At 63.9% G+C, this 12,590-nt stretch carries 10 protein-coding genes and 1 pseudogene; 8 read left to right on the top strand and 3 right to left on the bottom strand.

Features of this window, described 5'->3' with window-relative positions; genetic code table 11:
• Window positions 1-281: pseudogene (locus Q8R73_RS00350) on the top strand (type III PLP-dependent enzyme); the annotation flags it as partial.
• A gap of 12 nt (window positions 282-293) precedes the next feature.
• Here Q8R73_RS00350 and Q8R73_RS00355 read toward each other — a convergent pair.
• The gene (locus tag Q8R73_RS00355) at window positions 294-1,418 is read right to left on the bottom strand and encodes a GNAT family N-acetyltransferase (RefSeq protein ID WP_305717564.1); all 1,125 of its coding nucleotides are present in this window, start codon (window positions 1,416-1,418) and stop codon (window positions 294-296) included.
• Window positions 1,419-1,420: 2 nt separating this feature from the next.
• Window positions 1,421-2,356, bottom strand: a complete 936-nt coding sequence (locus Q8R73_RS00360) for a hypothetical protein (protein WP_305717565.1) — start codon at window positions 2,354-2,356, stop codon at window positions 1,421-1,423.
• Window positions 2,357-2,655: 299 nt separating this feature from the next.
• Between Q8R73_RS00360 and Q8R73_RS00365 the strand changes: the two genes are divergently transcribed.
• Complete coding sequence (locus Q8R73_RS00365) at window positions 2,656-3,747, top strand: hypothetical protein (RefSeq protein WP_305717566.1); 1,092 nt, start codon at window positions 2,656-2,658, stop codon at window positions 3,745-3,747.
• 93 nt (window positions 3,748-3,840) lie between these two features.
• Here the strand turns inward: Q8R73_RS00365 and Q8R73_RS00370 are convergent, their stop codons facing one another.
• A complete protein-coding gene (locus Q8R73_RS00370; protein ID WP_305717567.1) occupies window positions 3,841-4,827 on the bottom strand; it encodes a glycosyltransferase family 2 protein in 987 nt (328 codons plus the stop codon).
• A 553-nt stretch (window positions 4,828-5,380) separates the two neighbouring features.
• On the opposite strand from Q8R73_RS00370, the gene Q8R73_RS00375 reads away from it, so the two are divergent.
• From Q8R73_RS00375 to Q8R73_RS00400, 6 genes are all read left to right on the top strand, one after another.
• Complete coding sequence (locus Q8R73_RS00375; RefSeq protein ID WP_305717568.1) at window positions 5,381-6,310, top strand: DUF6492 family protein; 930 nt, start codon at window positions 5,381-5,383, stop codon at window positions 6,308-6,310.
• On the top strand, window positions 6,304-7,743 hold the full coding sequence (locus Q8R73_RS00380) for a lipopolysaccharide biosynthesis protein (RefSeq protein ID WP_305717569.1): 1,440 nt from the start codon (window positions 6,304-6,306) through the stop codon (window positions 7,741-7,743). Before Q8R73_RS00375 ends, Q8R73_RS00380 begins: the two co-directional genes overlap by 7 nt.
• Window positions 7,744-7,749: 6 nt before the next feature.
• The gene (locus Q8R73_RS00385; RefSeq protein WP_305717570.1) at window positions 7,750-8,559 is read left to right on the top strand and encodes a bifunctional 2-polyprenyl-6-hydroxyphenol methylase/3-demethylubiquinol 3-O-methyltransferase UbiG; all 810 of its coding nucleotides are present in this window, start codon (window positions 7,750-7,752) and stop codon (window positions 8,557-8,559) included.
• A gap of 60 nt (window positions 8,560-8,619) precedes the next feature.
• Window positions 8,620-9,315 carry a polysaccharide deacetylase family protein gene (locus Q8R73_RS00390; protein ID WP_305717571.1) on the top strand — a complete coding sequence of 232 codons (696 nt, stop codon included), beginning with the start codon at window positions 8,620-8,622 and terminating at the stop codon, window positions 9,313-9,315.
• A gap of 156 nt (window positions 9,316-9,471) precedes the next feature.
• Window positions 9,472-11,790 (top strand): exopolysaccharide transport family protein, encoded by a 2,319-nt coding sequence (locus Q8R73_RS00395; RefSeq protein ID WP_305717572.1) that lies wholly within the window; start codon window positions 9,472-9,474, stop codon window positions 11,788-11,790.
• A complete protein-coding gene (locus Q8R73_RS00400; protein ID WP_305717573.1) occupies window positions 11,783-12,589 on the top strand; it encodes a WecB/TagA/CpsF family glycosyltransferase in 807 nt (268 codons plus the stop codon). The genes Q8R73_RS00395 and Q8R73_RS00400 overlap by 8 nt, the downstream gene beginning before the upstream one ends.
• The last annotated feature ends 1 nt before the right edge of the window (window position 12,590 follow it).

Below are 12,590 nucleotides of genomic sequence, written 5' to 3' on the forward strand. Positions count from 1 at the left end.
AGATCATCAAGCGGGAGTATCCGATCCTAGCACCGGCCTGCATGAATGCGACCGAAGCATCGCCGGCGACGATCGTCGGCCCGTTGTGCACACCGCTCGATACGCTGGCCCGAAAAGTCGAGATGCCGGACTTGAGTGCAGGCGACCTGATCGCGGTGCTGCAGTCGGGCGCCTACGGCCGGACCGCGAGCCCGGTCGGCTTCCTGAGCCATCCATTGCCCACCGAGATCCTGATCGAGAATGGCAGGATCGAAGTCATCCACCAGCAGGAAGCGCCCTGAGCGGTGGCGTGATCAGGCACGCCGGATCGATCGCCTCAGCCTGTCCCTGATGATGACCGGCCAGCCGCGCCAGCTCACTGCCGCGGTGAGATCGATCAGGGCAACGTCGCTGACCCCGAACCGCCGCTTGTAGTCGTAGCTGCCGACGCTGAAATCGAACGTCCTGACGCCGTCGGCGTGGAGCATCGCCATGGTTCGCTCGATCACCAGCCGGCCGGGCGAGCAGTTCGACCACGCCTTGCCGGCGTTGCCGATCCGCACCATGACATAGTGCAGGCCGGTCCTGATACCCAGCAGCGATGCGACCGTCTCTTCGCCGCAGGTCAACGCCGTCAGGATGACGTAGCCGTTGACCAGGCCACGGACGATCAACTCACGATGGAAAGCCGTACTGTTCTCCTCGTCGAGCGAGTAGGATCGCCCGAGATCGTGCATCCGCGCGCTTTGCTGGACCTCCAGGGCGGCGAATGTGCGCAAGGCTTCGTCGATCTCGCGAACCTGCCTGAACCCGGCGCCGTCATGCTTGGTAAAGACCCGCCAGCTTCGCTCCAGTTCCTTCCGTACGGTTTTCTCGAGGGAATAACGATAGGCGTCGTAATCGTCGCCGACTCGCACAAGATGCCCGGTCAGTGCGCTCGGCTGCACGCCTGGCAGCCCGGCCAGCGGGTTGGCCTGGCCATCCATCGCGGCCGGCATCTTGCGGAAGCGAACCAGATCGCATCCACCGGGCAAGCGGGCCAGTTCGCGGCACAGATGACGCCACCACGCGGCGGTCTCGGCCGGGCTCCCGTTCGCAGCGGGGCCGAGGATCGGAGCATTGTAATCGGCGGATCCCGCGAATTCGGCAATGCGCAGCCCCCGTTGCATACGAACAACCAGCGGAAGAATGGCCACGACATCCCGGCTGCGCGCATCGCTGATAACGACGATCAGGGGTCTGGCCGCTTCGTTCGAGGCGAAGCAATGATACCACGCCCCCAGCCAATGCGGGTTCTGGAACGGCGTTGCCCGGCCCTGCGCCATGGCGCCTTCGAGCTTCGCCGCAGCCTCTTCCCAGTCGTGGATCAGCTCAATCCGAAAATCCGGACCGGCGGTCCGGACCTGCGGCATCGATCCTTCGACGGCAAGCGCGGCCATGGTCAGGCGGCCCGCGGCAGATCGACGATGTCGCCTGGCCTGTGATCGTCAAGCCTGAAATCCACCGACTGCCTCGCCTTCCGCTCGCGCTTGATCCAGGCACTGTTACGAAGCAATTTCTGAAGAATCCGTTTCGCCAGGAAGGAGGGGCCAGTAATCGCCCGTCTCCTGGCGCGATAGCCGAACTGATGGCGGATCAGGCCGTTGGTGAAGTTCACCATCTGGAGGCGCCGGATCTGCTCGTCGGTATAGGAAATCGTCATGGAGATGTTGACGGTGTCGAGATTTTCGACGCGGTGCGGCGCGTTGAGCGGCCAGTGCAGCATCTGCCCGGGCTCCAGATCGTAGATGGTCGCATGGCGATCGTACCATTCCGCGTAGGGCATATCGACCTCGACACCGAACAGAGCGATGTCTTCGAGGCACTCCGGTGTGACGAACGGCGGCGTCGACGGATAGACATAAACCCGCTTGCGCCCGACCAGTTGAATGAGGCCCTGACCCGGAAGATCGGAGTGATAGTAGACCTGCGCCTTCGGAGACGAGATCAGAATGCCGGCCTTGTGATCGGGCATCTCGAAGCCCGGAACCAGGGCGGCGATCTCCTCGAACAGCTTCGTCACCACGCCGCGATAGGCCTGATCGACATCCGTCACGTTGCGCAAATTGAGCCATAGCGTTCCCGCCGCGATGGCGTCGATCACCTGCCGTCCCGAGAGAGTGCCGATATCGCCTTCGCGCCAGACCCGCCGGCTTTCGCGCGCACCGGTCTGGACCAGATTGTAATGCTCGCGTGGATAGCGCTCGATCAATCCCGCGAGCGCGTCCCGGGAGAACAGCGGCGACCTGTGGAGATTGTGGGCGATCCTGATCGGCTTGTGCCCCCAAAGCGACGAGTGGGTTTCGTCCCAGTGTGTCAGTATGGCGTCCTTGCTCATTGTTATTCTCCCGCGCAGTCTCGGCGATCCCTGGCAAACCCTCGGCAACCCGTGTGCCGACATGGAGCAGCTGCCCGACTCGTGTCCCGCTTTGGACCGATCCGGTTGTCTGCGTCCTGTAATTAGCAAGTATCGTGCCCGATGCTGCAGGGCAGAGGCGAGAGCAGGTCGTTACGGAGATGTTAACGCTGGTCCACAAGGGGCAGGGAGGAACTGCTCGCCGCACCGCGCTTACGTTACGATAATGTCTGCGCTGTAAGCCTGACCTCGATGTTCAGAAAAGGCGCCGGCGCCGCACGATGACCTCAGAACCAGCCTATCAGGCACTCCTTCTCGGCGCGGGACCGCACATGCAGTGCGGCGTCGGTCATTTTACCCGGCTGCTGCTGGACGCGCTCGAAAAGCTCGAGCCCGGCAGTTGCACATCGTTAACCCTGACGCGATCGGAGGGCACGCCCGCCGATATCTGGCGCGCCATCGGTTCTGCGCGGAGCGTGGTGTGCAACTTCCCGATCGTGGCCTGGAAGCGCGTGATCCTGCGACCGTTGCTGGCGTTAGCCATCGCGCGGCTGCGGCGGCGGCGCGTGGTCCTGATCCAGCACGAATGGGGCGGGCTGCACTGGCTGCGCCGCATCACCTACATTCCCGCGCTGCTGCTCGCCGACAGCATCGTGATGTTCTCTCCGCTGGTGCGCCGCGAACTCGCCGACGACCGCCTGGTCGGCTGGATGCAGCGCAAATGCGTGCTGGCGCCACTGCCGCCGAATATCGAAGCCCCCGCGGGGATCGCCGATTCCAAATTGCGGCAGCGGCTCGCTGTCGCCCGGGAACAGGGACGGCTGGTGATCGGGCATTTCGGATCGATCTATCCGGGCAAGCAGCCCAATGCGCTGCTCCGGATCGGCGCGCTCCTGAAGGAACGCGGGCTGAAGCCCCTGATCGTCTATGTCGGATCATTCATCCGCGGCGTCGACACGGTGGAGGAGAGCTTTTATGCCCGTGCCGCCGAACTTGGCGTGATCGACGATGTCGTGGTCAGCGGCTACGTCGAATCCGACCACGAAGTGTTCGGGCTGTTCAGCGAGGTCCACGCCTTTTGCTATCCGCTCGACGAGGGCCTCACCGCGCGACGTTCCAGCGTTCTCACCTGCGTGCAGTCCGGCCGGCCGCTGATCGTCACCGGTCCGGCGCTGGAAGATGAATTCGACCATCACCCGCGCTTCCGCGAATTGATTCACCGCGGCGTCATCGTACTGGTGGCGCAAGGATCCGGGGACGAAATCTACGCCGACCGGATCGCCTCCGCGCTGCAATGGCCGACGGTGCAATCGAGGTTCGATTTCGACGGCTGGTGGCAGGACGTGGCGCAGGCGGTGCGCGCTCAGCTTTGAGAGGGACCGTTCCCCGCGCAGCGCCATCAGCGCGTTCACCCGCGTCTTCGACGCGCTGCCGCTTCCGGGACACGGATCTCCTCATGTGGCAACCTACGAGGCGATCTTCGAGGCCTTGTATTGATGGGGTTCGATACCGATCGCCGCCAGCACACTGCCGGCGGCCACCGTCACCGGATGCAGCGCGATCAGTATCTTCTGCTCGGTGACGGCCAACCGGCCGGCGCGGACCAGCGACAGCGGCAGCATCGCCAGCAATTTGGCTGCCACCTTCAAGCGGGACCACGGCGTCCGCGCCGCCTTGACCTCGATGTGATAGTTGATCGCTCCGATCCGAAGGCCGCGCATCGTCAGCCAGGATGGGCTGGTCCGGTTCTGCGGCACTGTCTCGGTGATCAGGGCTTCCGCCGCCCAGTGGAACTTCATTCCGGCCTGACGGCAGCGCACGAAATAGTCGGTATCGCCGCCACCGAGAAAATTGAACCTGACGTCGAACGCGGGATCGCCGAGCCGCTCGAATACCGCACGGGTTATCAGGCAGTTGCCGCAGCCGTAGATGACCGGCACCGCGCCGCTCTCGTCGTAAGCGGGGCGAAATGCCGGGTGGCGGCTGAGCCCGCGTTTGCTGTGGTCGTCGAAATTGGGCTGTACCGGCCCACCGACCAGGTCGGCGCCGGAAACCTCCGCGCTGCGCACCATCAGTTCGAGCCAGTCCCGAGAGGCAATTTCGTCGTCGTCGATCATCAGGAAATGCCGAGCTGCGGGGAACGTCGCCATCGCGGTCTCGAACGCGGCATTGATCGCGTGGCAATTGCCCTGTCGCGGCTCGATCACGCACAGCCCGGCAAATCTGCCGGTACGGAGGAATTCGGTGGCAACCGGCACGCTGCCGCACCCGGTGGCATCGTTCTCGACGATGACCAGCGCAAAGCGACGATCGGTGCGCTGGGCAGCGAGCGATTCAAGGGTCAGCCGCAGATGCTGCGGACGCCGGAAGCTGGGGATGCAGACCACGATCCCGACGGAGGTATCGAGCGCGGGCGACACCGCCGCCAGCGCGCGGGGGGAGGAAGGCATCATTTCAGAAGCTCCCATCGGCCGGCATCCTGCGGTCTGGAAATCGGGCCATATCGCTTGCTGGTCTGCGGTTGAATTGGTTCACGATGTCTCGGGACGGGACAAGCGTCTCATTTTGACCGGCCGCGCACGTCCGGCGATGATGCATCGACCGTTTCCGCTGCCAGCAAACGGCCTCCTTACCGGACCCGGGAAGTGGCGCAATCGCGGACATTCCGGACAATCGGATTATGCCGGGATAGTTGCGCCTTGCGGGTTGAAACGCGGTCTCGGAAAATTCGGTCTGTTTGGTCATGGATCCAGCCGCTCTGCTCGCGGATTCAACGTTGCGCAACCGTCACTGCAACATCCGGTCCACATCTCGAGGAGCTGCCGCGGAAGCATCGGCGATGGTTACCGCGCATGAATTAACCGATTCTTAACCAGTTCCGGAACGCCGCCGGAACCCGCTCGACCGTTCGGCACCGATCTTGCTCATACCCGGTTCAGCGATACCGACCGCCGATGCCAAGAGCTTGCCAGAGCCATGAATGCCAATGCCAGAGAGACTTACGCGATGAACCTTGTAGCGCTGTTAACCCCGACATACGGGCGCGATCTGGAACTGTGCACATTGCTCTGCGAGAGTATCGACCGTCACGTCAAATCATTCTCGAAACATTATCTGCTGGTTCCGGATTGCGACCTGTCGCTGTTCTCGCACTTCGCGAGCGAGCACAGGGTCGTGCTTCCCGCTTCACAATTCCTGCCCGCATGGCTGCGGCCGCTGCCGCGCATCATTCAGCGCAAGCGGCGCCAGTTCTGGTGGTCGCTTCGCGCCAAGCCGGTGAGCGGCTGGCATGTACAGCAGCTCATCAAGATTGCGGCCGCAACCTCCCTGCCCCACCAGCGATATTGCATCCTCGATTCCGACATCGTGTTCTTTCGTGACTTCGATCTGTCGCGCTTCAGATATCCCAACTCAATTCCGCTTCTGAACATGCGCAACGAAGTCACCGAGGACCAATTCCACCATGCGCACTGGGTCGAGACCAGCCATGAACTCCTTGGTCTGCCCACGCCGCCGCTCCCCGCATCGGATTTCATCGGTCACATCGTCTTCTGGGATCAGCAGACGACGCGGGCGATGGCGGCTAAAATCGAAAGCGTGACGAAGCTGGACTGGATCGAAGCCCTTTGCAGGGTACGCGATTTTTCGGAGTATATGCTGTACGGCTATTTCGTCGAAAACGACGCCGGCTTTTCGGCCCGGCATACCCGCACCCCCCGCACCCCCTGCGTCAGCTATTGGGACGAATCGAAACTCAGCCGCGACGAACTGAACCGGTTGCTTCGCAGCGCCGACAAGGACGACGTCGCCTTCTCGGTCGCGTCCTTCTCCGGCACGCCGGTCGAGACCATCCGCGCAGCGGTCGCGGAAAATGCCGCCGTGCGCGCGCCTGCCGCCCTTCCCCACGAAGCTGCGGGGCTTGCCGCATTATGCTGATCGGGCAAGCCAGCATCAATCTGACCGCCAACGTCCTCGCGGCACTGCTGGGGCTGTTGAGCGTGTTCATTTTCACGCGGCTGTTCTCGCCTCATGATTACGGCGTCTATCTGCTCGGACTGGCGTTCGCGTCCGTTGTCAGCGTCTTCCTCGCGGGATGGTTTCGAAATCTCATCATGAGCAAGCACGCCCGGGACGACGGCAGCGACGTTCGCGGCCTCGTCGTCAGCGGCTATCTCGTCGGCTGTCTATCCGCGCCGCTGGCCTATGGCGTCGGTCGCATGGTCGGACTCGGCGCCATGGAGGCGCTGGCTGCGGTCGGGCTGGCGGTCGCGATCGGGATGTTCGAGCTGACGCAGGAACTGGTTCGCGCCCGGCTGATGGTCGTCACCGCCATGAAGGCCACGCTGGTCCGCGCGGTCGCGGCCCTTTGTCTCGGGGTTGCCGCGGCCTTCCTCGGCAAGACCGGGATCCTCCTGCTGGTGACGTCGGCGGTGGCCTATCTGCTCGCATTGCTGGTCCAGCGATCGGCCTGGCGGGGAACGGTTCTCAAATTCGACGGCGCCGGCCTTGTCGCCGCGGCGAAGCAGGGCCTGCCGCTGACGATCTCGCTGACCTTGCTCGCCATCTCCAGCGTCGCCGACCGCTTCATCATCGCCAATTTAGTCAGCACCGCGGATGCCGGAAAGTACATGGCGGGTCTCGACCTGGTCCGGCAGACCCTGATGATGCCTGCGGTCAGCATCGCCGCCGCCTTCGTTCCACTGGCGATCCGGATCAACGCCAATCAGGGAACCGGCGCCGTGCGATCGCATCTCGGCGAATGCGTCGAACTGCTGCTGTGCGTGACGCTGCCGGCATGCCTTGGCTTCGCGGTCATTTCCACCCACATCGCCAATGTGGTGCTCGGCGCCGATTTCCGCGTCATCGCGGCGGAGACGATGCCGATCGTGGCCGGCGCGGTGATATTCCAGATCCTGACGCAGCAATACCTGCACACGAGCTTCCTGCTGTCGGGACGCAGTTCATTCTATCTGATCAACACCGCCTCGATCATCGTGGTCAATGTAGTCCTTTCATATGTCCTGATCAGCGCCTACGGCACCATCGGCGCGGCATGGGCGCGGCTCGGCGCCGATCTGTTCGGCTTCGCCTGCGCCCTGCTGCTCAGCCGCCGCGCGTTTCCGATCCCGTTCCCGCTGCGGCGGATCGCACCGGCCGTCGTCGCCGCACTGGTCATGGCGCTGCTGGTGGCGGCCGTCGATCAACGCCTGAAGGTTTCCGAACTGACCGCATGCTTCGTGCTGTCGGGGGTCGGAATCGCCAGTTACGCGGTGTTGTGCTGGGTATTCGACATCGCCCATGCCCGTGGCCGCCTGAAGCGGGTGCTGGCCATGTTCCGAACGAAATTCGCAAGCATCACGATTGGATAGCAGCCAGTGAACAAGACAGTCACCATCGATTTCGCCAAGACCGCTTTCGCTGATGCATATGTGCCGGCAGGCGAATCAACACATCCGCAGTCGCTGCTCGATCTGCCGCCCGGCGAGGCCCGCGAAAGCCTGCTCGCGGTTCACGCGGTTCTCGCCGGCAGCCTGCCGCCGAGCAGGCTTGCGATCTATGAGGCCGGCGGCGGCTCGACCAGCTTCCTGCCGCTCGAGGTGCTGCGCCGCGCCCACGTCACCGTGGTCGACATCGACGAGGACCAGATCCGCAATAACGACTACGCGCAGGAAACCATCCTCGGCGACGTCCAGAGCCATCGTTTCGACCCTGGCAGCTTCGACCTCGTGATCTGCTACAACGTGATCGAGCATCTTCCCGACGTCGAGGCCGCGCTGCACCGGTTCTGCGAGTCGCTGAAGCAGGGCGGCCTGATCCTGATCGGCGCGCCGAACCCGAAATCGCTGTCCGGCGTCGTCACCAAATATTCGCCGCACTGGTTTCACGTCTGGTTCTACCGCCATGTACGCGGCGACAAGAGGGCCGGCGAGCCCGGCCAGGCGCCGTTTCCCACCTTCTTCCACCCGCTGGTCACGCTCTCGAAGCTCGAAGACTTCGCCGCGGCCCATGGCCTGCAGATGATCTACCGGAAGGAGTATGAGAGCCCGCGCTATCCGGAGATGCGCGCGCGCAAGCCGGTCCTTGCCGCCCTGATCGATGCCGCAGCCTACGTCATGAACCTTCTGCTGCCCGGCAAGTCCGACGTGCGGCACGGCGATTATCACGTGATCCTGAGAAAGATCTGAACCATGAACGCAATGTGGTCCGAAGCCAGAGCGAGAGTCAGCCACCGGCTGGCGACGCATTTGAGCGTCGAACCCTTCCGGCTGCTCAACGAAACCCCGATGGTCAGTTTTACCTTCGACGACATTCCGAAAAGCGCCGCCACGACGGGCGCCAGGCTGCTCGAGGACCACGACGCGCGGGGCACCTTCTACATTTCGGGCGGGCTGGTCGGCACTGAAACGTCCGACTGGACGGCCGTCGATGGCCAGGACATCATCGATCTCCATCGCAATGGCCATGAGATCGGCTGTCACACCTTCTCCCACGCGCGCGCCTGCGACCTCGACGCGGAAGCGCTGGCGGCGGAAATTGCCGGTAATCGCAGCTATCTGCGCACGCTCGACGCGTCCATCAAGCTCAAAAACTTTGCCTATCCGTTTGGCTACGGGTCGTTCGGGCGCAAGGGCCAGCTCAAGCAGGCGTTCCAGTCCTGCCGCAGCATCGTACCGGGCGTCAACAGCGGCACGGTGGACCTGCAGTTTCTGCGCGCGATGCCCCTGATCGAGCACGGCATCGACCGCGACGAGATCGAGCGCGCCTACGATCAGGCGCAAATCCATAACGGATGGTTAATCTTCTACACCCACGACGTCGCCAACCGGCCCAGCGCATATGGCTGCTCGCCAGATCTTATGAGCCATGCGCTGGAAGCGGCAGCGAAGCGGAATATCCCGGTTCTGAACATGGCGGAGGCTCTGCTATGCGCGGGAGTTTAAACGCTTTTTTTGCCATTTCAGTGAATAGTCCCTCCGTGAGTATGGTTAATTTTTCCTGTTGCGTTTGTTTCGCGCCTGACCCCCGCGCGCGTTGCGTGACGCGAAGAGTAACCCCTCAGCCGATGCGTGCGGCAGTTCGAATGAAAGCTGGGGACCATGCTTGTCTATGACCGACCTTTAAATCAGGCCGAACCCGCGGTTGCACCGACGCAGCCCGGAATGCTGGCCGGCTTCAGCGTCCTCGAACTCGTCCGCCTGCTGTGGCAGCGCAAGATCGCGATCGTGAGCGCGGGGCTGATCTGCGCCTGTGCCGCCGTGATGATCGGCAAGAGCCTCGCGCCAAAATATTCGGCGACCGCGCAGCTCTACGTCGATCCCAGGGAATTGCAGCTGGTCGACCGCGAACTGACGCCGCGCGCGCAGGACACGTCCGGCCTCGCCATGGTGGTCGAAAGCCAGGCCCGGCTGATCACCTCGAACAGCGTGCTGCTGCAGGTGATCCAGGATACCAACCTCGACAAGGATCCGGAGTTCGGCGGCGGCAAGGCCAAAGGCGCCCTCGCCTCGCTGCGCGGCCTGTTTGGGATCGAGGTCAAGTCGGCGGGCGACGCCATGCTGAGCCAGATGGCGGCACTGGAATCCCTGCAGCGTCACATCAACGTCAAGAAGACCGACCGCACCTTCATCGTCGATATCGACGTCTGGTCATATGACGCAGCCAAGGCGGCAATGCTCGCCAACGCGATCGCCCGGGCCTATCTCGCCGAATCCAAGAATTCACAGGCCACCGCCGCACGGCGGGCGACCACAGATCTGTCCGGCCGTCTCCAGGAATTGCAGGAACGGCTGCGCAATGCCGAAAACACGCTGGCGACCTACAAGGCGCAGAACAATTTCGTCGGTACCCAGGACACGCTGATCTCCGATCAGCAGCTTTCCGCCAGCAACCAGCGGCTCGCCGCCGCGCGGGCGCTGACGCTCGACGCCAAGGCGAAATACGACCAGATCGAGGCCAGCCGCCGGGCCGCCGGCGACGCCGGTGCGATCCCCGAAGCGCTGCAGTCTCCGACCATCGCCAATCTGCGCGCGCAATATGCCGATGCGCGCAAGCGCCAGGCCGAACTGACCAGCGAGTTGGGACCGCGGCATCCGGCCCTGCGCCAGATGGAAAAGCAGGTCGACGACCTGCGCCGCAATATCAACGAGGAAATCGAGCGTTTCGCCCAGTCGGCAAGGAACGACCTGACCCGTGCCCGCGATTACGAAGCCTCGCTGAACAATGCGCTGGAGACGCAGAAGCGCCAGAGCGTGCAGCTCAGCCAGGCTTCGGTGCGGCTGCGCGAACTCGAACGCGAGGTGGAGGCCAGCCGCGGCGTCTATCAATCCTTCCTCAAGCGCTCGCGCGAAACCGAGGAGCAGGAGAGCCTCAACACCTCAAGCGCCCGCATCATCGGCGAAGCCACCGTGCCGCAGCGCCGCACCTTCCCGCCCGCCATGAGCATGATCGCCATCGTCGGCTTCCTGCTCGGCGCGTTCAGTGCGTCGGCCTTGACCATCGCAGCCAACCGGCTGTCGCCAAATACCAGCGAACCGCAGCCGGTGCGTCGCGAGACCAGGCCGCCGGCGCCGCCCGCGACGCCGGCGGTAGCCAGCCAGCCCGCGCAGCAACAGCAGCGGCGGCAGAATTCCGCGGCACTGGCTCCGGTGGAGAAGCCGTTGATCGCGCGCCTGCAGGAATCCGACGTGGTGCGGACACTCGGCGGAATCCTCGCCATCGGCGGCATTCCCGACGCTGCACGGATGGGCTGGCCGACGCTGCGCGCGGGCCTTCCCCAGTCGGTCTTCCTCGACGCCATGCGCGACCTTCGCGCGATCGCGGCGCGGCGTTCGCCCGACACCCTGATGCCGGTGATTGCCGTGATCGGCGCCGGCGACAGCGAGGATCGCAGCATCGCCACGCTGAATATCGCGCTGGCCGCGGCGCGCGATGGCGCCAACGTGCTGATGATCGATGCCGACCACGCCACCCACGCCCTCTCGAACAAGGTGAGCGGCCTCGGCAAGAGCGAGCCCAGCCGTCTCGGTTGGCTCAGCGTCGGCACCAAGGCTTCCCGCGCGATCAAGACCGCGAACGGAATCTCCATCCTGCCGGTGATCAGCGGCGCCGGCGTCAAGGGATCCGACGCCAAGGCCGCCGACGCCATCCGCAAGGCGATCGCGCAGGCGCGTTCCGCCGGCGGCTACGACCTCGTGATCCTCGACGGTCCGGCGATGCCCTGGAGCACCGCCGACCGCAAGTTGTTCGATACCGCCGACGGCCTCGTCGCCTTCCTGCCCGTCCGGCTCGACGTCAACGAGGCCATGGAAGGCATCATCACGGCCCTCGGCGATGCCGAGCGCAAGCTGGTCGGGGTCGTCCTGAGCGAACTTCAACCCACGGCCGTCAACCATCAGCGGGACAGACAATATGCTTGAACGTCGCGCAAACCTCAAAGGACGGGCAGCTACCGCGAGCGTGCCCCGGATCTCGCTGGGCGGGTTGCGGCTCGCCGTGCTCGACATCGAGCAAACCGCGAACTTCATGATCGAGATGGTGTTTCCGCAGCGCCGACTCGACCGTCCGCTGTATCTGACCTCGGCCAATGGCGAGGTGCTGGCGCGCTGTTCGACCGAACCGATGACCGACCGGCTGTTCCGCGCCGCCGACCTGATCAATGCCGACGGCCAGCCGCTGGTTACGGTGTCGCGGTTCAGATCGTCGACGCCGCTGCCCGAGCGTGTCGCCACCACCGATCTGTTTCACACCGTGGCCCGCAAGGCCGCCGCGGCGGGGCTTACCTTCTATATGTTCGGCGCCGATGAAGCCGAGAACGCCGCCGCCGTCGCCAATGTCCGGAAAATGTACCCCGATCTCAAGATCGTCGGAAACTCACACGGCTACCTGAAAGGCGACGCGTTGCGGTCCAAGGTCGACGAGATCAACGCGCTGGCGCCGGATTATCTGTGGGTGGCGCTCGGCGTTCCCTACGAGCAGGCCTTTGTCGAGGAATTCACGCCGCGGCTTTGCAACGTCGGCGTCATCAAGACCTCGGGCGGACTGTTCAACTTCCTGTCGGGCAGCCGGGCGCGCGCGCCGCGATGGATGCAAAACATGGGGCTGGAATGGGCCTGGCGGATCTGGCTGGAACCGCGCCGGCTGTTCTGGCGCTATCTCACCACCAATCCGCGCGCGCTCTATCTGCTGTTCAACAAGAGCCGCACGCCGGGGAACTGAC

Origin of the sequence: Bradyrhizobium sp., assembly GCF_030697065.1 — a bacterium.
Classification (GTDB): Bacteria; Pseudomonadota; Alphaproteobacteria; order Rhizobiales; family Xanthobacteraceae; genus Bradyrhizobium.

Bases quoted from the DNA above. Each gene is read 5' to 3' on its own strand.
- Q8R73_RS00370 (WP_305717567.1), bottom strand. From the start codon at position 4,827: ATGATGCCTTCCTCCCCCCGCGCGCTGGCGGCGGTGTCGCCCGCGCTC.
- Q8R73_RS00395 (WP_305717572.1), top strand. From the start codon at position 9,472: ATGCTTGTCTATGACCGACCTTTAAATCAGGCCGAACCCGCGGTTGCA.
- Q8R73_RS00380 (WP_305717569.1), top strand. From the start codon at position 6,304: ATGCTGATCGGGCAAGCCAGCATCAATCTGACCGCCAACGTCCTCGCG.
- Q8R73_RS00375 (WP_305717568.1), top strand. From the start codon at position 5,381: ATGAACCTTGTAGCGCTGTTAACCCCGACATACGGGCGCGATCTGGAA.
- Q8R73_RS00400 (WP_305717573.1), top strand. From the start codon at position 11,783: ATGCTTGAACGTCGCGCAAACCTCAAAGGACGGGCAGCTACCGCGAGC.
- Q8R73_RS00365 (WP_305717566.1), top strand. From the start codon at position 2,656: ATGACCTCAGAACCAGCCTATCAGGCACTCCTTCTCGGCGCGGGACCG.
- Q8R73_RS00355 (WP_305717564.1), bottom strand. From the start codon at position 1,418: ATGGCCGCGCTTGCCGTCGAAGGATCGATGCCGCAGGTCCGGACCGCC.
- Q8R73_RS00360 (WP_305717565.1), bottom strand. From the start codon at position 2,356: ATGAGCAAGGACGCCATACTGACACACTGGGACGAAACCCACTCGTCG.